Consider the following 18517-nt stretch of genomic DNA (forward strand, 5'->3'; position numbering starts at 1 on the left):
GTGCTATTCTTTCTTTTGTCTGAATTCAAAGTAATAGATTGAAAAATGATTTAAAACGCTCCTCGGCAGTGGGGAGCACAACTTAATTTACGTATGAAACAATACTTAATTTCTTCGTCAATCGAGAAACGAATGCTTTCGCAGAATCATTCAATGCTAAAGTTAAAGCATTCAGGAATCAATTCAGAGGAGTAAGAGATATACCATTCTTTATATTTAGGCTGTGTAAATTGTGCGCTTAAAGTTTTAACAATTCAACCTACTTTTCGGATTGACCCCAAATAAATAGCATGCCGTCATACAAAAAAGACCTCCAGAATTATCCCTGAAAGTCTTTTCGTGCGGCTGAAGGGACTCGAACCCCCACGCCTCTCGGCACCAGATCCTAAGTCTGGCGCGGCTACCAATTACGCCACAGCCGCCTGTGATTGGTTTTGCGATGCAAAGATAGGAAGTTTTTTCGTGCTTCCAAATTATTTGAGCAAGAATTTGGAAAAAAGATGATTACTTTAAAAGAAATGTGCAAGCGGATTCGATAATAGTATCAACTCCTTTCTTCTCATCTTCTTCTTCCATATCTACATGGATATCGGGTTCTACGCCAAATTCGGTGTGTTCCTTTTTTATGGAGAGAATTGGACTGGCAGAGAAACGAACTTGCCATCCATTGGGCAATTCCGAGGTAAATGGTAACCCCGATCCACCTCCTGAAGTATCTCCTATGATGGTAACATGAGGCAGACACTTCATAACATTTACAAAATGATTGGCTGCACTGTATGTACGCCGGTTGGTTAATACAACTACATTCTTCAGCCATATAATGTCGCTGGATGGATTGAGGTAAATGGGTTGCGGAGCTGAAAAGTCGTTTCTTCCTTTTCCTGTTTTATGTAGTATATAGCCACTTAGTATTTTCTTATCAGTGAAGCAGGAGGCTACTTTGGTGGCGTTGGTAATGGTGCCTCCTCCGTTATTCCGAATGTCGATGATAAGGCCGTCGCAGTTTCGTATATAGTTAAACATCGTATTCATAGCAGAGTAGGTTACTGTTTCGGAGAAGTTGCTGATATATACATAGGCTATATTATCTCTTAAAATAACATACTCTGCATCGTCAGCTTTTCGGCTGTTGGTATCTAAGTAGTTCCGTAGTACCGACCAATTGAAGTTATCCTGATAACCGTTCATGAATCCCATGTATCCGGAGTGGTAAGAATCGCCCATTAGGTTTACATGACCGTCTTTTAACTCATTAAGCATTTGACTTAATGTGTCAAATAATTCATTTTCGCTCATGGCTGGGTATATCTGTTCCTTATAAATCTCATGAATATAGTCCCAATCTATTTGCTTGTAATCGAAAAAGCAATATCCCTCATCGAGAATCTTCCATAACTCCTCGAAGTTGCCTTCGGGTGTATCGGCGTAAGAGTGTTCTCCTACGCATCCGGAAAGCGGAGTAAGTAAAATCAGGAATAGAAACTTTACAAGGTGCTTATTCATTGACGCTTTCTCTTAATGCGATAAAACTCCTTAACCGCTCCCACCATAAATACATGCCCATAAGTGTGGGTCTGAAGGTTATTAACCTTAGATTGTTGCATATCCCAAAGATATGTGAATCTTATTTTGGCATAACGAATAGGGATGTCAACACTTAACATCTGGCGGATGGAAAGCTGTTTATGAAAAGAGGTCAGTTTAAATACGCCACTGTAATTCCCTAAAGTCAAGATTTCATAATAAGACTGTCCGTAATTTGGCGAGAAGAATACTCCTACAAAGGGCGCGTTAGCCTGATATCTTAATGTAAAAGGGCGGTTCTTTATTTTAAGATCCCAAACAAGCATCCCCGATACATCCAGGTTAATGTATGCTCTTATAGAGGTAGGGTTATTCGAGTTGTGAAGGTTGTACACAAAGCCTCCATTGAAATCTCCCAATCCCCCGAGTAAGATTTTGAAATTATTGGTGACACGGAAATTGTAATGCATCCCATAGTTCCAGTTAAATAATCCGGAGATGGTATTGTTGTTATCTGCCTGGTTGTGTGTATAGGCTATATTAGCCAGAAAGAAGTTTTGTATAGATACATTTCCATCAAACTTCTTACTCATGCGCATGTTTTCTCTCGATAACCGAAAATCAATGCCTTTGTACTCCTGAGGAGAGAGATAAGTGTCGTATACATTCGCCAAACCCACTCCATACATCATGGTGCGGGTAAAGTAATAAGAGGCTGATAGTGAGTCGGCTTGCGCTCGTAGCATATCCGGCAAAACCAGTATGCAGAAACAGAAAACAGCAAATTTATACTTCAGTTGTTTCATTCTTACCGATTTTGTTGTAGCCGGGTAAATGGGCTTAGAATAGTTTCATTTGCCCGGTTATTTCATCAATGATGTCGCCATCACTTTTTCCGGCATCCGGATCTAATACTTCCGGCTCTTCCTGTTCTTCTCCACTTTCTTCCGGTTTCTCGGGGAAGCGGGTGGGCTCCAACTCATTGATGGTGGATACGGTATATGTAGTAATTCGCTTTCCTTTGGCTTTGAAGCCTTTCACTGTTACGAATTCTTCGCCATCAACAACTAATGGTTCCCGGAAGTCGTCGTTCCCACCGAATATAACTTCAAAGCGGGGATACACTTCATCTGTTAATAAAATGAGTTGTGTCTTTTTATTCTCATTGAGATAGCTTTGTTTCCGGTTGTTTGTTTCAAAACAGAAACGTTTTAAGTATGGATACCCCTGCTGCTCACCATCGAATAGGGCGGCAGTCCATACTTTATTAGGATCAAACTTCTCTAAGAAGCGTATGTTAGACTCGTAATGGTTGCTGATATCGAAGTTCGTAGTGTAAAACTCACCATTGTTTAATACAACAAGTATACTGTCATTTGCTTGGAACTCTCCGAGATACTCGCCTCGTTCGTCATAGTTGAGACGAAGCACATCATGGTCGAACCACACTTTACGCCCTCCCAGTGTAGAACCTCCTCGCTGTTTTAAGGCAATTTTGTGTACTTCCAGTTTGGTTAGGAGTAATCCTTGTGCTTGTCTTCCTTTAATCGCTACTTCGCTAAAATCCTTTTCAAAGATGATTTTGCGTAATCGTGGAACCGGTTTCAAAGTAACTTTTATGATTTCGGCTTCTCCATTAGGGTTAACCGTGAAATAGACAAGTTTCGTGTTGGGTGTTCCTTGAGTTAAATCATATTCGCGATCACGAGCTACAGAGGTAACCGCAAAACGCTTGATGTAGTAAAAACCTGTTTTACCATCCTTGTACACTGTGTTGTAAATGGTACGATTATCATTCTTTTTGAAGATATCAACATGAAGGATGTTTTTGCCTACAAACTTTTTGTCGGCTACCGGAGTAACAATATATTTTCCGTTTCGATAGAAGATGATAACATCGTCTAAGTCGGAACAGTTGGCGATGAATTCGTCTTTTTTTAAACCCGTTCCAATGAAACCTTCTTCCCGATTGATATAAAGTTTCTCGTTGGCTTCTACTACTTTCGCTGCTTCAATGGTGTCGAAGTTGCGCAGCTCGGTATGTCTGGGGAAGTCTTTTCCGTACTTCTTTTTCAACATCTTAAACCAATCAACTGTATAGTTTACGATGTTAGCCAGGTTATGATCAATGGCAGCAATCTCCTCTTGCATACGAGCAATGGCTTCATCTGCTTTATCGGAGTTGAACTTTAGGATACGCCCCATCTTGATTTCCATCAATCTGAGAATATCCTCTTTGGTAACCTCGCGTATAAACTTCGGATAGAATGGAGTCAGACGTTTGTCGATATGTTCGCAGGCAGCATCCATACTGGGGGCTTGCTCGAAACCTTTGTCTTTATAAATACGTTCTTCAATAAAGATTTTCTCCAATGATGCAAAGTGAAGGCTTTCCAGTAACTCGTTTTTATGTATTTCGAGTTCCTGCTTTAGTTGCGACAATGTGTTATCTGCCGACTTCTTAAGCACATCACTAACCTTAAGAAAGTGCGGCTTGTTTTCGTCGATAACACAACAGTTTGGCGATATGCTTACCTCGCAATCAGTAAAGGCATACAAAGCATCGATCGTTTTATCGGAAGATACACCAGGTGCCAGATGAACAAGTATCTCTACATCGGCAGCTGTATTATCATCTACCTTTCGTACCTTAATTTTACCTTTTTCGACAGCTTTAAGAATAGACTCAATAACAGAGGTGGTGGTTCTTCCATAAGGGATTTCCCGGATAGCCAGCGTCTTATTATCTAATTTATCTATTTTTGCGCGTACTTTTACACTACCTCCACGTTCGCCATCGTTGTATTTGGCTACATCAATAGAGCCTCCGGTTTGGAAATCGGGGTATAGGTTGAATGTTTCTCCTTTCAAGTAGTTGATAGAAGCATCGCATAACTCATTAAAGTTGTGTGGTAATATTTTAGACGATAGTCCTACAGCAATACCTTCCACTCCCTGAGCCAGAAGCAAAGGAAATTTGACGGGTAGTGTAATAGGTTCTTTATTACGTCCGTCGTAAGAGTTTTTCCATTCGGTAGTTTTGGGGTTGAAAACTACTTCCAGTGCAAACTTTGATAGGCGTGCCTCAATATAACGAGGGGCAGCCGCGCCATCACCAGTAAGGATATTCCCCCAGTTTCCCTGGCAATCTACGAGCAAGTCTTTCTGTCCCAGTTGCACCAATGCATCACCAATAGAAGCATCGCCATGAGGATGGAATTGCATGGTATGACCTACTATGTTGGCTACTTTATTGTAGCGACCGTCGTCCATACGTTTCATGGAATGCAGGATACGCCGCTGTACCGGCTTTAATCCGTCATTGATGTGCGGAACTGCACGTTCCAGAATTACGTAAGATGCATAATCCAGAAACCAGTTTTGATACATTCCGCTTAATTGATGTTTAGGGCCCTCTTCTTTCTTAATTTCCTCAATTTCGTCGCTCATAAATATTAGACGTCTCTCTTTTCTATGTTATTTTAACAACAAATTATGTTTTTTACATCTAATAAGGAAGATGTGAAGGCAAAAATACGAATTAAAATGAAAAAAAGCATTTACTTTGCGGATTATTTAGAAGGTATAACAATTATGGTTCAATACGTTGAACCTGTATATAAACGCCCAAACGATGAAAAACTTATTGAAAACCTTACTATTGACAACTGTAGTTTTATTATCAGCCGCTTGTAAAGATGATGATGATAAAGGAGTGAACAGTGTTGATTTTACTCCTCTATCAGTAGGCACACTGACAGTTGTAACCGCAGTGAAAGATGATGTAGCAGCAGAAAAGGATACGGAATTCTTTCTACCTGGTGATATAATTGAGTTTCAATATAATCAAAAAGGTGCCAGCCTGACATCATTCTCGGCCGAAATGGAAGATGATGAAACCTGGTCGGATCTTTCTACAGAACTGTATCGTAGGGATATTTATGTGGATGGAGTAACACCGGAAACATTTGTTGCCTTGTGTGGTAACCAAAGTCTGGTAGCCGATCAAAGTACCAAAGCCTCTTTCCATGCAGCTCATTACCTGAAAGGAGATGCAAGTCTTGGAACCTATTCTACAAAGATAGCTGTAGATAGCATGGTGAATCAACATGTGAAAGTAATAGTGAAGATACTCAAAAGCGAGAGCTGGGCAGGTGACGACTTTACCTCTGTGGTAGGTGATGGCGCTGTAACGATATTTGCCTCTGACGGTACAGAAGTTAAGCCATTGTATGATGGTACGCAAACAAACCGTTCTGTATATTCGGCTGTGTTGCCAATCAACAAAGTGCCCGGAGCAGGGATGGCGGCATTCTCTTTGAATTCATTTACTTCGCTTGATTATAAAATTGTAGCCGGCTCCGAAGCTCCCCGTGCCGGAGAAACATTGTTGATAACCGTTCGTTATGAAAAAGATGTGGAACCGGAAGCTACAGCCGTGGTAAAAACCATTTGGGACACGCCCGCAGGATTAGACTATGGCTACTCTCCCATTACAGAAATTTATACCATCGAAGACTTAGACTTGTTTGCAGCAAGTGTATCCTCCGGATTAGATTATGAAGGAGAAACAGTTGTGCTGAAGAACAGTTTGGATCTAAAGAATGAAGCGATTAACCCGATAGGTAACAAAAACAATCCGTTTAACGGAACTTTCCTGGGAAAAGGAAATGTGGTTTATAATTTCGCCATAAATTCCAATCAGGAACATGCCGGATTCTTTGCTTCTGTAGGAGTACATGGCACTGTGCAGGAATTAAAATTTGCGAACGCTACCATTAAGAACTTAAATAGCTATACTGCTGTGGTAGCCGGAAGCAATTATGGTTATATTATTGCTTGCAGCACAACAGATTGCGAAGTTGCCGGAAGTAATTATTCGGCTTCTATTGTAGGGTATAATGAAAATACCATAGTAGGTTGCGAAGTAATCGGAGATAAGATTAGCACCACCAAACCTACAGATGCTATTGCCGGAGGTATAGCCGGATATAACTACAAAAAGATTATAGCTTGTAAATCATTGCCTAAAACAGTAGAAGTAACCCGTACATCAGTAAACCGGTTTGGAGCAGTTGTTGGAGAATGTTCTTTATCTGCTACTGTTGATCGTTGCCTATGGAAAGAAGAGGGGCTGCCTGCATTCTATACTTGGGTAGAGATAAGCGCCAACAATTATGGCTATCAGGAGCAATCGTTAAACAAAAGTAGCATTGCTGAAATGAATCAGGCAATCAGTGAGTATAATACCGGACGTGATCGTAACAGCAACCGTTACTGTTCGCTCATCTGGGTAGAATAAAATAAAAAGTTTTAATAGATTATAATAATGGCACAAGAAGACGTTTTTAAGAAAATTGTATCACATTGCAAAGAATATGGTTTTGTATTTCCTTCCAGCGAGATTTATGATGGTTTGGGAGCAGTATATGACTATGGACAGATGGGTGTTGAACTCAAAAATAATATCAAGAAATATTGGTGGGACAGCATGGTGCTGCTCAACGAAAACATTGTAGGTATTGATTCGGCTATCTTTATGCACCCTACAATCTGGAAAGCTTCCGGGCATGTGGATGCATTCAATGACCCATTGATTGATAACAAAGATTCGAAAAAACGTTATCGTGCGGATGTACTGATTGAAGATCAGCTTGCGAAGTACGACGATAAAATAAATAAAGAAGTAGCCAAAGCCGCCAAGAGATTCGGAGAATCTTTTGATGAAGCACAATTCCGTGCTACAAACGGTCGCGTACTTGAGAATCAGGCTAAGAGAGAGGCTTTGCATGCACGTTTTGCCAAAGCTTTGAATGATAGTAATCTGGAAGAACTCCGTCAGATCATCGTAGATGAAGAAATTGTTTGTCCGATATCCGGAACTAAGAACTGGACAGAAGTGCGTCAGTTCAACCTGATGTTCTCAACCGAAATGGGTTCTACTTCCGATGGAGCCATGAAGGTATATCTTCGTCCGGAAACAGCGCAAGGTATTTTTGTAAACTACCTGAATGTACAGAAGACCGGTCGCATGAAGATTCCTTTTGGTATTGCCCAGATTGGTAAAGCCTTCCGTAACGAGATTGTAGCCCGTCAGTTTATCTTCCGTATGCGCGAGTTCGAACAGATGGAAATGCAATTCTTTGTACGCCCCGGTTCAGAACTCGATTGGTTTGCAAAATGGAAAGAAACCCGCTTAAAGTGGCATAAAGCCCTTGGCTTCGGCGATTCCAGCTATCGCTATCACGATCATGATAAATTGGCTCACTATGCAAATGCTGCTACCGATATTGAATTCCTGATGCCATTTGGTTTCAAAGAAGTAGAAGGTATTCACTCTCGTACCGATTTCGATTTGAGTCAGCATGAACAATATTCGGGTAAGAACATTAAATACTTCGATCCGGAGCTGAATGAATCTTATACTCCATACGTAGTTGAAACCAGTATTGGGGTAGACCGCATGTTCCTGAGTATCCTTTCTGCCTCTTACTGCGAAGAAAAACTGGAAAACGGCGAAACCCGTGTAGTATTGAAGTTGCCTGCTCCATTAGCTCCGGTTAAACTGGCTGTTATGCCTTTGGTGAAGAAAGAAGGTCTTCCGGAGAAAGCTCGTGAGATTATTGACAATCTTAAGTTCCAGTTCCACTGTCATTATGATGAAAAAGACAGTATTGGTAAACGCTACCGTCGCCAAGATGCCATTGGTACTCCTTACTGTGTTACTGTAGATCATCAGACTTTGGAAGACAATACAGTAACTCTGCGTAACCGCGATACTATGGAACAAGAGCGTGTGGCTATTGCCGACTTGAATTCCATTATTGCTGATAGAGTAAGCATCACCAGTCTGCTAAAGACACTTATGTAATATAACCCCTTTATTATGAAGAAAAATATTAGTCTATTATCATTATTGTTTTTTGCCCTTGTACTTGCTTCCTGTAGTGAGTCGAAAGGATACGATAAGTTTCATAACTGGCGCGAACGTAATGAGGCTTTCATAGATTCGTTGCAGGGTGTGATAGATACTAAGCCAGAAGGTCAACGAGACGGGTTGGAATGTATTCAGGATTCCAGAAACAAAGATCAGAATATCTTTTTTAAGAGAATAAGTAAGAAAGAGAACTCGGATAAAAGATTCCCGGTTCTGACAAGCAAAGTATCTGTTTTCTATCGTGGAATGTTAATAAACGAAGAGGTTTTCGGTGCTACTTCTGCTCCACGTTATTATACAAAAGAGTATAAAAGCCTGGATGTATTTGATCAGAATTTCACAGAAGAAAGTCCTACCGAGTTTGATAATGCACACAAAGCATCAGTAACAAGCTTTATCGCCGGTTGGATAGAGATTCTTCAACACATGCAACCTGGTGAACGCTGGGAAATTTACATTCCTTACTACAGCGCTTATGGAGAGGCAGGAAGCGGAGAAAGTATTCCGGCATACTCGGCTTTGATATTTGATATAGAGTTGGAAGAGATTACAGAGTATTGAACTCACTTTCAAGATAACTTAAAAAGCGTTTCCGTTCAACTGGGAGCGCTTTTTTTAGAACTTAACAATAGGTATAATTATGAAAAAGATGATTTTAGCAACTAAATTAGCTGTTGTATGTATGCTAAGTTGCTGTAATTTAGTCGTGAACGCACAATGTAGCGTAGAATCTGCTATTGATTCATTAAGAGAGGGAAACAAACGTTTTTGTGAAAACCGCATGGTTCATCAGCATCAGGATTTAACAAGAATCAAAGAGCTTACGGAAGGACAACATCCTTTCGCAGTGGTTATCAGTTGCTCGGATTCGCGCGTGACTCCGGAAATTGTTTTTGATCAAGGGTTAGGCGATCTTTTCTCCATTCGTACAGCTGGTAATGTTATGGCCGATTTCGAAGAAGGAAGCGTTGAGTATGCAGTAGATCACCTGAATACCAAGTTAGTAGTGGTCTTGGGACACACTTGCTGTGGAGCCGTGAAGGCTTTTCTCGACACAAAAGAAAATAACGAAGGGCATGAACATCATCATGGAGATTTGGGTCACATTCAATCCATCATCGATAAATTTGATAGTGAAGAGGAAGAACAAGAATGCCTTAAGAAAAAGGAGGACCTTTACAATCAAGCGATCCTTGCCAATGTAAAGAATGGGGTACGCCAGTTACGCGAAAGCGACCCTATCCTGGCCAAGATGCAAAAAGAACATAAGATTGAGATCGTAGGAGCCATTTATCATATAGAAAATGGAGTAGTAGAATTTCTTAATCTCTAACAGCTTCTAAAAACATAACCACAGGTAGGTCTTTCTTCTTACAGATTTATTAAATGAGAGTGAGTTCAATGTCTCTAATTTGTATGCAATTTAGATCAACCTGTGGTTATATCGTTTTCAAATATTTGTTAGTATTTACCTAAGAGGTAGGCGTATTAGAATTCAAAACTACAAAATAAAGCAGGGGTATAGTTAGTCTTGCTTTTCTTAATATCTCTTTTACTATATACAGCTTTATCTACCCATTTTTTCAGAGCATTACTATAAACCCGCTCAGTACCGCTCTTATATGTTTCTTTCGTAGTTGTACTGGTAGTACTTATATTAACACAAATACCTACTCCAAACTTTTTACCAATACGTACACCTAATCCTGCACCATACATCATATCACCAGATTTTATAGAGAAAGAATGAGAATAACCAGCTCGTGCATCTATAAAAGGACGTATTGTCGTATTTAATGGAACTGTATAACGGACTTTTCCGTATCCTCCTGCACTAAAATTTTCCCCCTCACCAAAAGAGGCACTGACCATAGGACCAACCCCAAAATACAAATCAGGGATAATTTTATATCCGAAATCATATCCAATAGTTGTAGTAACTATGTCATCTTTATAACCAATAAGAAGGTCACTTGAGGTTGAGAATCCTGTGCTTTTTTGAGCAAGACTAATTGATGTACTTAACACACATGCTAAAAGAAATAATGTTAGTTTTTTCATGTTTTTTCTTTATTAATTATTACTATAGTGATTTATTATGGTTTCCATGTCTCCCATTCAGATTGTACACAAGTTCCACCATGACTTATGATAGTTTCTCGAACTTTTTTCATTCGAGTTTGTGTGTCTATTCGTAGGGAATTGTTGTAGGTTTCCGGATAAGTTTTCATTTTTATCAGTAGGGTTTCACCATCGCTATATACTTTTTTTTGAATTTGATAATTGTCACGCATCCATTTTGCATTTCTATCTAAATCAGTTTTTTTTGCATCTTTGCTACTTTCTGAATAAGAATTCTGGATAGTTGAAGATGAAGTTATGCCACTATTGTTATTCATAGATGAAAGTAAACTACCTCCTTGCGGTGTTGAACGGGTATTACCAGCTATACTCACTGCTGTACTGGCTGCATCTACAAAACATCCCATTGCCTCCATAAGAGAACTTCTGGTAGCCTGCTTTCTTGCTGCATCAATATTTCTATAATTAGCAGAAGAACTCACTACATCATAGTTATTTTCAACAAAGTTGAGTGTTTCCCATTCTCCATTATAAAAAAGGTATAAACCAATACCCTTTTTAAAACCATTTTTGAAGCTACTTAACCACAAATCTCCATTTTTGAAAAGCAAAATACCATAACCATTTGCGTTTCCATCTTTTGTTTCTCCTAAAAAAACATCACCATTAGCGAGCTCTAATAAAGAAAAACTTTTAGAATGATCTGCATTAACCAACGGATACACATCTATAGGCTTGTCTTCTTCAAATTGCCCTTGATATATCAAATTACCATTTGCCGTGTAGCAAGAACCAAAACCTGTTTTTTGTCCATTGCGCAAGTTGCCAATATAGACTGTCGAGTTATTGCAGTTTTTTATAAATTCATTTTCTGGGGCAATAAACATTCCATACCCTGCTATCTCTCCTCTGTAAAAATCGCCAACAAAGATATACCCATCCTTCATGGCTAAAAGTCCCATACCATTTCGTTTACCTTTCAGTATCTGTCCTTTGAAACTTTCCTTTTTATTTTTCTCATTGGTTACTTCAAGGACTTTAGAGAACGCTTTGTTTACTCCTGTTTGGGCTACAGAGATAGAAACAAAAGAAAAAACCAAAAAGATTGTAAATGCTACTTTTCTCATAAAATAGTTCATTATTTCAAATTCTATTCTTCAATATATTCAGGAAGAGAAATACATTTTTTATTTTTCAATAATTTATCAGCTTCCTTGAAGGTTATTTCTTTAAATTGCACATCATTCAATCCTTTAGGAGCTATCCTTAGATAATGTACGGATCCTTCTGCTAAGTTTAATTGAATTTCTCCTGCCCTATTAGTGATTTTCCCTGATGTTATATCAGTAAATTGTATATCAACAGAAAATAGAGCTTTCCCTTCTTCTTTAAAAACACATTTTTTCTTGCATGCTTTATAAAGGTAAAAAGGGGATATCATTGGTCCTGTAGGTGAAATTTTTTTCTGTACAGGACCTCTAAGGTCAAATATATCTTTTCCATTCAACTTTATAGTGCATGTTGAATTCGCTAACTTTCCCGTAAAAAAATACACTGTACTTTGTCCATAAGCAGTAGAGGCAAAGTTTAGTCCTAATAATACAACTAATGTGACTATACAAAATCGTTTAAAAAGCATTTTGTTATCCCTAATACGTGTCGGGCGCAACTGTTAATTTACATATTACAATTAGATATAGAGTATATAACTTATAGAGAAACAATTATCTAAGTAAACATTTGCAATTAGTTTAAAGAGACGTTTTATAACATCTGTTTACTGCAAATATACGAAAATGTTAAACCTTGTTTAAATCCCTTCCGAAACAGAAAAGAACAATCGCCCTATTTCTCTGATTAAGTGTTCGAAAACTCTGAATAAAGTGAAAAAATAACGTGTTTTCTGTTGAGTAATCATAGTGAATATGGCTTCCCAATTCTCTTGCTTAATAGTATATAGTGTTAAGTATAATATACCCTATAAAGACAAAATGCTACCGGCAATCATTCCAAATGCAACCGCCTTCGAGGTAAAATGCTACTGGCAATTCACCCAAATGCTACTGGCAAATAAAACATAAAGACTTCGCGTTATTTCGCATGAATTTGCGATCAAGAAAAGCGGACAACCGCGTTACAAGCTCCAGAACGAGGCTTGCGCGTTAGGTGCGTGATTGGCGCGTTAGGTAATTTCGTTAACCTAACGCACCTTAAGCTATTGATATATAGATCGATAGACCCCAAGTGCGTTAGGTGCGTTAGGTTTCGACATAAAATTCTCTGTGCAAAATGGAATTTTGTGCCAATCTATATAATATCCAAACTTTCTTTGATTTTTTTATAATACCTTGTACTTGCTATCTCACTAAGATCCGAGAAAGGAGGACATAGAATACATTTAAGCGTTTTATTTTCTATAGAAATAAGATAATCCAGATTGACAATGCATTGTTGGTTTATTTGCATAAAAGAAGAGGAAAGGGCGAGTAACTCTTTTGCTCCTACATTAGTGCGAAGCTTATATTGCTTTTCATTGGCGAGCTTCATAACCCAATGGCGATCCATGTATTGGAAAACTCCAACCTCCCGACACTTCACCAACATAAGCCCCATAACGGTTTGAATGGCAAATCTGTCTTCCTGATGAATTAACCGTCGGAAAGAATCTCTAAAATCGACCATTTGCTCGGGCGAGATAGTAAGTAAACGGTTAATTATAAAAGAGAGTTCGGTAGTTAAATAGGGCTTTTGTAAATAATCAAAGGCAGAGGTGCGCACTGCATCAATAAGGTATTGATTATAGGCTGTGTAAAAAACCACACGCATACTATGCACTTTATCTTGTATTAAACTTAATAATTCCAAGCCCGACATTTCCGGCATCTCAATATCAAGAAATAATAAATCCGGTTGGTGCTTGATGATAGATACAATGGCTTCTTTGGCAGAAGACACACATTCTATCACTTCAATCTCCGGATGGAGTTGTAAATCTTCCCGAAGCTTAGTGGCTGCCGCCGGAAGATCATCTACAATAATGGTTCGTATCTTTTTAATCATAATTCAAAAGTGTAATGAAGAGGAATGATGAGCGTAACACGCGTACCTTCTTCTTTAGGATTGAGAGAAGAACGGTTCTCTATATTAAACATTATCTTTTCTTCATTCTTTGCATTCAGTATTTCTATGGTGCGATAAAGCATTTTAAGACCGCTTCCTGTTCCGCGTACATCATTCTTGTACTTGTGTGGCTGATATCCCTGTCCGTTATCTTCAATGATAATGTGAAGCATTCGCTGTTCTTGCAAGCATATACCTACTCGGATGGAAGGACTTAGACTGCTACCGGAGAATGCATACTTCACAGCATTCTCAATAGGTATCTGGATGGCCATAGATGGGATAAGAGCCTGAAGAGGTGTGTTTTCATCAATCTGCCAATCAACAACAATTTTAGAATCGTTTCTCATTGTATGTAAATGCAGATAGTCTTTAACTAACGATATTTCTTCTTCCAGTGGAACGGCTGTTTGCTCGGATGCCCGTAGGTTATTTCGGAGTAATCTGATTAGTAATTGAAAAGGTTCTTTCAGCTCTTTATAATGTTCTAAAGAGGGCATAACTGTGTTTAGTGCATTAAACACAAAATGGGGCGACAACCTGTTCCGGATAATCTCCATGCGAAGTCCCGTAATAATGCCTACTTGTTTTTGATGTTTTAATTCGCGCAATTTGCGCCGATAATGAATAACTCCGATAATCAGTATCAGAAGTAAGATGAAGGATATGATACTTGAAAGGGCAATCTTCTGCCACTGAGAAGCCTGTTGCTCTGTTAATGCAATTTTCATATCCTTTCGAATCAGGATTGTATCCTGCCGGTAGCGGGAGTCTATTTCGGCAATATTGCCTTGTATTTTCAGGTTGCGAAGAGAATCATCATAAGCTATCGCTTTCATATAATATTGATATGCTTTTCTGAAATCTTGTTTCTTTCGGTAAAGCTCCTGCAAACGCTGATAATGGTGATATTGGTATTGAGGATTGATTTGTGCAGCATCATAAGGCTGTGTCAATAGCTTTTCGGCTTCGGGCAATTGGTTCTTGAGCAAAGCAAGAGAAGCATATAAACCATCCATATAAAATTTCAGCGAAGGTTGATAGTAGAATTCTCCTAACAAATCTTTTGCATGATCTAAATAATATTGCGCAGAGTCCGGTTCTTCTTTCAGAATGAAAATCTCTCCCATATTACCCTGAGAGATTCCCTGATAGTAAGTTTGAGGAAAGTTGCCGGCAATCCGGCTGGCTTCGCGAAAGCACTCTAACGATCGGTCATAATCTTTAGTAATGTAAAAGTAGCTACCGTAGGCATTCTGAAAGAAATATCTGTCATAGAGCGAAGAATGATCTAACCACTGTTGTGCCTTTTGGTAATATTCTTCGGCCAAATCATAATTCCCCAACTCCTGGTATAGTTTAGCCATACCGGAGAATATGGAATAGTTGTTCTCGGCACCTATATGTAATGAGTCGGAAATAGCTAACCCTCTTCTATAGTAAAAGCTACATAAGGTATGGTTACCTTCGTGCAGATAGCAATCGGCAAGGTTAATGCAAATACTGGGAAGTTCTTCCTTGTAATAAGGGGCATTATTTAAGAGGCTGTATGCCATACTGAAACTGCTAATTGCCGTATCTCGCTTATCCATTGCATTGAGAAAGATGCCTCTGCTGTTGTAAGCATCAGCGGCCAGCTTAATTGCTTCGCAAGAAGGGGAAGGAAGACTCTGGAAGTAGTGAATCACTTGTTGGTTAATCTTCAAGGCGCTGTCGGGCTGTCCGTTGAAGTAGTATCCTTTTACCAGCAGGCTTGCTAATTGGTAAAACCTAAGAGAGTCTGTAACTGTTTGCTGTAATTTAAGGCATGTGTCTATTACAACGTCTGGTTTATCGAAAAGAGAATCCTTATAAGTGTTTAAAACTATTTCTATATTATCAGAATGGTGCTTGATTGTTTTTCGGTGAGGGTTCTCGCAACAAATAATGCAGATGGAGCATATAATGAGAATAATTGGAATGTGCTTTTCTTTTTGCATTGTGAATAATTGGTTATTACTTGTCTGATTATGCAAATATAATATTTTTGTTGTTTAAATATTACGTTTATGCTAAAACAGTTTCTGTAATCTTTTGCAAATGTATAATTATTCTGATTGATAAATAATCCGTATTATTGGGTTTTGGGGTTAAGTGCCGTTTTAGGTGTTTATGCGTTTGGAAGTAATGGTTATATGGGTTATTTTTATGAAAGCTGTAACGGCTTGTAACACCTCCGCCGCAAAACTGTAACATCAACTGTAACAGCTTTCTCTTGGTTAAAGAGCAAATATCCTTCATCTTTGTTTCAGTACTATAAGTTATTAAAGTAGATGTTCATAATTAGTTTATACCTTAGCAATCACCCCGAGAGGGGTGAGATGTGCATAACCCCGTGCAAGCGTAGCGCAGCTCGGGGATGGTCAGTCACCACGCGCAGACTCAACCCTGAAGGGGTTGAACCCACTTCGGGGTTCAGAGGAAAAGAGAGACTATCTACCCTGGGTTACGCTTCGCTCACCCAGGGTTATGCACATATTACCCCTATCGGGGTAAATGCTTGCTGTTTAATTAATAAATTCATTTTGAACACTTAAATAGAAATAGTTATGAAGATCATATTATTTTTGTTTGCTATAATCATGGCAGAAACACTGTTTGCTACACCTCAATATGGTGATAAACTTATTATTGGAAAAGACACAGTATGGATTTACTCGTATCCATTAGAGAAGTACTTCAAAGAAAAAGGAAGTAGAACTATTGGTAAAATAGAAATGAAGGTGTTTTGTACGGCATTATGGAGAGGGTATGTAGCTACATGGAAGTTAGAGAACAATCGCTTATTTTTAGTAAAGGTTGAAACAGGCTATTGCAATAAGCCTCCTACTGCTATTAGTATCATAGAAGAATTTGGCTCTAATAAAGTATTGGCTCATTGGGTAAATGAAACAATTGTATGTCCTCAGGGAAGGTTAATACAGAGCGCTGCCAGTGCTTCTCTTTCTATACACGAAAGAGAAATACATTATACCTTAAAAGCTGGCAAGTTGGTAGAGAAAAAGGAATTTGATTTTCTGGAAAAGGACAAATATTTATTATTTCCTGAGGAAAAGTTCTTGAAAGACACCATTAAATCCCTCATACTGAAATCTATAGATAAAGTAGAAAGAGATAGTATTAATATAGAGGAAACTTGTTTTGTAATTGTAGAGTTTAATGAATATGGAGAATTGTCTTGTATAAAATTAAGTAAAAAGCCTAATAATGTAACGGAAAGGATAGTTCTTAGGAATTCAAAAAAAGCTTTGCAAGGTGTTCGCGGATTAATGAAAGTTTATCATAAACGATATTGTCCAATTGAAAAAGTGGAAGTGTTTTTCAGTGGCTATAATATAAAATATCCTCATGGCAGGAAGAAAAGAGACAAGGATTAGCGTATAAGTTCTCCTTGCTCTTTATGGCAAACCGCCACCTCCTCCATCCCCCCGTGCCAGTAATGCAACCCGTTCCCTTCGCAGTTTTTATATTCTTTGCAATCCTTGCATTTTCCCTTCTTTGTCCAGCTTCTGTTTCTAAATGCACCGAACTTAGTTTGCCAGATTTCGAAGAGGTTATCTTGATAGATGTTTCCTTGTGCGAAGCTCCTATCTATGTTGGGGCAAGCAGAGATAGAGCCATCAATTAATACAGAACCGATATTGATTCCGGCACGGCAGAAAAAGCCACTGTCGCGTACTTCCCATTCATACTCTCCGACATAGCCTTCGCAACTGAAAGATACTTTTATTCGTTTTTCTCGCCTCGACTCGCGGATAAAGTCCATTAGTTCCCGAAACTGAGGCTTTGTTAGAAATAATAGCGGATTTTCTTTGGCACGACCGATGGGAGCAATGGTGAATAACCGCCATGCTTTCACTCCCTTCCGTATCAGGTAATCTTTGATTTGATGGAGTTCGCCAATGTTACCTTGATGCACACAAGTAACCACATCAAAGTTCAATCGGGTAGAAGAAGCTGCAAGCTCAATGGCTTTGTCTACCCTTTCAAAACTGCGACTGTTATTCCTAAGGTAGTTGTGAGATTCTCCCAGTCCGTCTACGCTGATAGTCAGCGAGCCTAACCCTGCATTTAGTAAGGAAATGTGCTTCTCTTTGTTATATAGGAATCCATTGGTAACCATCCCCCAGCGCAGGCCTCGCTTGCGGAACTCTCTGCCACAGGCCTCAATATCTTTCCTTAACAGAGGCTCACCTCCTGTAACAACAATGATGAAATGCTCAGCCGGATTCTCAATAGTATCCACAGCTTTAAGGAAGTCTTCCAAAGGCATATCTTGGTGAAGAGAGTCTTTGGAACAATCACTTCCACAATGGAGGCAGCTTAAGTTGCATCGGGTGGTACATTCCCAAAACAGATAGTTGAGTTCGTGTATCTTGGTTTCGTTTTTCTTAAACTGCCTGAAGAGAAATTGTTTAATCGGCTTGTTTATCTTCATCTTTCTCTTCCAATTCCAGTTCTAAGCGTAGATACTCCTGATTCATGCGAATAGGAGGCAGTAGTGAATCTCTGCTTGAGTATAAGGTTGTTCGGATAGAATCTACATCTTCAAATTTAACAAGAATATTACTTGATTTAGGGATATAAAATTCAAACTTGCCTTCTTTGTCAGTCATGGTATATTGCACCTGATCGGCTACTGATACTTTTATTCCATTAATAGGAAGACCTGTTTTCTTGGATTTCACAAGTCCCTCTACACATAAATCATGCCCAAAGTCTTTAGGTACTCCATAACAAGCCTGAAATACAAAGGCGGCTGAACCTAAGCACAGCCCTCCGATTATCTTTCTTCCCCAATTCTTTTTCATA

15 protein-coding genes, 1 tRNA gene and 1 pseudogene are annotated in these 18517 nt (G+C 39.0%); 6 read left to right on the plus strand and 11 right to left on the minus strand.

Features of this window, described 5'->3' with window-relative positions:
- Positions 1–92: 92 nt before the first annotated feature.
- Positions 93–242 (plus strand): annotated as a pseudogene (locus D0T60_RS18915) (transposase); the annotation flags it as partial.
- 98 nt (positions 243–340) lie between these two features.
- Here D0T60_RS18915 and D0T60_RS02660 read toward each other — a convergent pair.
- The 4 genes from D0T60_RS02660 to D0T60_RS02675 form a co-directional block, all read right to left on the minus strand.
- Positions 341–422 (minus strand) — tRNA-Leu (locus tag D0T60_RS02660).
- 82 nt (positions 423–504) lie between these two features.
- Entirely contained in the window at positions 505–1506 is a 1002-nt protein-coding gene (locus D0T60_RS02665; RefSeq protein ID WP_163216604.1) for a S41 family peptidase, read from the minus strand.
- Positions 1503–2333 carry a DUF3316 domain-containing protein gene (locus tag D0T60_RS02670; RefSeq protein WP_163216605.1) on the minus strand — a complete coding sequence of 277 codons (831 nt, stop codon included), beginning with the start codon at positions 2331–2333 and terminating at the stop codon, positions 1503–1505. The genes D0T60_RS02665 and D0T60_RS02670 overlap by 4 nt, the downstream gene beginning before the upstream one ends.
- A 34-nt stretch (positions 2334–2367) precedes the next feature.
- Positions 2368–4977: a DNA gyrase/topoisomerase IV subunit A gene (locus D0T60_RS02675; RefSeq protein ID WP_163216606.1), complete on the minus strand. Its 2610-nt coding sequence runs from the start codon at positions 4975–4977 to the stop codon at positions 2368–2370.
- Between the two features lie 184 nt (positions 4978–5161).
- On the opposite strand from D0T60_RS02675, the gene D0T60_RS02680 reads away from it, so the two are divergent.
- The 4 genes from D0T60_RS02680 to D0T60_RS02695 all read left to right on the plus strand — a co-directional run bounded on the left by D0T60_RS02680 (position 5162) and on the right by D0T60_RS02695 (position 9797).
- Positions 5162–6829: a hypothetical protein gene (locus tag D0T60_RS02680; protein WP_163216607.1), complete on the plus strand. Its 1668-nt coding sequence runs from the start codon at positions 5162–5164 to the stop codon at positions 6827–6829.
- Between the two features lie 27 nt (positions 6830–6856).
- Entirely contained in the window at positions 6857–8398 is a 1542-nt protein-coding gene (locus D0T60_RS02685) for a glycine--tRNA ligase (RefSeq protein ID WP_163216608.1), read from the plus strand.
- A 15-nt stretch (positions 8399–8413) separates the two neighbouring features.
- Positions 8414–9025: an FKBP-type peptidyl-prolyl cis-trans isomerase gene (locus tag D0T60_RS02690; protein WP_203558269.1), complete on the plus strand. Its 612-nt coding sequence runs from the start codon at positions 8414–8416 to the stop codon at positions 9023–9025.
- 79 nt (positions 9026–9104) lie between these two features.
- Positions 9105–9797: a carbonic anhydrase gene (locus tag D0T60_RS02695; protein WP_163216609.1), complete on the plus strand. Its 693-nt coding sequence runs from the start codon at positions 9105–9107 to the stop codon at positions 9795–9797.
- Between the two features lie 155 nt (positions 9798–9952).
- On the opposite strand, the gene D0T60_RS02700 is transcribed toward D0T60_RS02695, so the two are convergent.
- The 5 genes from D0T60_RS02700 to D0T60_RS02720 all read right to left on the minus strand — a co-directional run bounded on the left by D0T60_RS02700 (position 9953) and on the right by D0T60_RS02720 (position 15645).
- A complete protein-coding gene (locus D0T60_RS02700) occupies positions 9953–10525 on the minus strand; it encodes a hypothetical protein (protein ID WP_163216610.1) in 573 nt (190 codons plus the stop codon).
- Positions 10526–10560: 35 nt separating this feature from the next.
- Entirely contained in the window at positions 10561–11673 is a 1113-nt protein-coding gene (locus D0T60_RS02705) for a hypothetical protein (RefSeq protein ID WP_163216611.1), read from the minus strand.
- 23 nt (positions 11674–11696) lie between these two features.
- Positions 11697–12185 (minus strand): type 1 fimbrial protein, encoded by a 489-nt coding sequence (locus D0T60_RS02710; RefSeq protein ID WP_163216612.1) that lies wholly within the window; start codon positions 12183–12185, stop codon positions 11697–11699.
- Positions 12186–12853: 668 nt separating this feature from the next.
- Positions 12854–13606, minus strand: a complete 753-nt coding sequence (locus D0T60_RS02715; protein ID WP_163216613.1) for a LytTR family DNA-binding domain-containing protein — start codon at positions 13604–13606, stop codon at positions 12854–12856.
- The gene (locus D0T60_RS02720; RefSeq protein ID WP_163216614.1) at positions 13603–15645 is read right to left on the minus strand and encodes a histidine kinase; all 2043 of its coding nucleotides are present in this window, start codon (positions 15643–15645) and stop codon (positions 13603–13605) included. The genes D0T60_RS02715 and D0T60_RS02720 overlap by 4 nt, the downstream gene beginning before the upstream one ends.
- Positions 15646–16254: 609 nt before the next feature.
- Between D0T60_RS02720 and D0T60_RS02725 the strand changes: the two genes are divergently transcribed.
- Positions 16255–17082, plus strand: a complete 828-nt coding sequence (locus tag D0T60_RS02725; RefSeq protein ID WP_163216615.1) for a hypothetical protein — start codon at positions 16255–16257, stop codon at positions 17080–17082.
- On the opposite strand, the gene D0T60_RS02730 is transcribed toward D0T60_RS02725, so the two are convergent.
- Entirely contained in the window at positions 17079–18143 is a 1065-nt protein-coding gene (locus tag D0T60_RS02730; RefSeq protein WP_163216616.1) for a TIGR04133 family radical SAM/SPASM protein, read from the minus strand. The genes D0T60_RS02725 and D0T60_RS02730 overlap by 4 nt on opposite strands.
- On the minus strand, positions 18121–18516 hold the full coding sequence (locus D0T60_RS02735) for a carboxypeptidase-like regulatory domain-containing protein (protein WP_163216617.1): 396 nt from the start codon (positions 18514–18516) through the stop codon (positions 18121–18123). Before D0T60_RS02735 ends, D0T60_RS02730 begins: the two co-directional genes overlap by 23 nt.
- Position 18517 lies beyond the last annotated feature (1 nt).

Source organism: Bacteroides sp. 224 (assembly GCF_010500995.1).
GTDB lineage: Bacteria > Bacteroidota > Bacteroidia > Bacteroidales > Bacteroidaceae > Bacteroides.

Coding starts and splice junctions, on each gene's coding strand:
- D0T60_RS02735 (WP_163216617.1), bottom strand. CDS start 18,516: ATGAAAAAGAATTGGGGAAGAAAGATAATCGGAGGGCTGTGCTTAGGT.
- D0T60_RS02720 (WP_163216614.1), bottom strand. CDS start 15,645: ATGCAAAAAGAAAAGCACATTCCAATTATTCTCATTATATGCTCCATC.
- D0T60_RS02670 (WP_163216605.1), bottom strand. CDS start 2,333: ATGAAACAACTGAAGTATAAATTTGCTGTTTTCTGTTTCTGCATACTG.
- D0T60_RS02715 (WP_163216613.1), bottom strand. CDS start 13,606: ATGATTAAAAAGATACGAACCATTATTGTAGATGATCTTCCGGCGGCA.
- D0T60_RS02680 (WP_163216607.1), top strand. CDS start 5,162: ATGAAAAACTTATTGAAAACCTTACTATTGACAACTGTAGTTTTATTA.
- D0T60_RS02695 (WP_163216609.1), top strand. CDS start 9,105: ATGAAAAAGATGATTTTAGCAACTAAATTAGCTGTTGTATGTATGCTA.
- D0T60_RS02705 (WP_163216611.1), bottom strand. CDS start 11,673: ATGAGAAAAGTAGCATTTACAATCTTTTTGGTTTTTTCTTTTGTTTCT.
- D0T60_RS02665 (WP_163216604.1), bottom strand. CDS start 1,506: ATGAATAAGCACCTTGTAAAGTTTCTATTCCTGATTTTACTTACTCCG.
- D0T60_RS02675 (WP_163216606.1), bottom strand. CDS start 4,977: ATGAGCGACGAAATTGAGGAAATTAAGAAAGAAGAGGGCCCTAAACAT.
- D0T60_RS02685 (WP_163216608.1), top strand. CDS start 6,857: ATGGCACAAGAAGACGTTTTTAAGAAAATTGTATCACATTGCAAAGAA.
- D0T60_RS02710 (WP_163216612.1), bottom strand. CDS start 12,185: ATGCTTTTTAAACGATTTTGTATAGTCACATTAGTTGTATTATTAGGA.
- D0T60_RS02690 (WP_203558269.1), top strand. CDS start 8,414: ATGAAGAAAAATATTAGTCTATTATCATTATTGTTTTTTGCCCTTGTA.
- D0T60_RS02730 (WP_163216616.1), bottom strand. CDS start 18,143: ATGAAGATAAACAAGCCGATTAAACAATTTCTCTTCAGGCAGTTTAAG.
- D0T60_RS02700 (WP_163216610.1), bottom strand. CDS start 10,525: ATGAAAAAACTAACATTATTTCTTTTAGCATGTGTGTTAAGTACATCA.
- D0T60_RS02725 (WP_163216615.1), top strand. CDS start 16,255: ATGAAGATCATATTATTTTTGTTTGCTATAATCATGGCAGAAACACTG.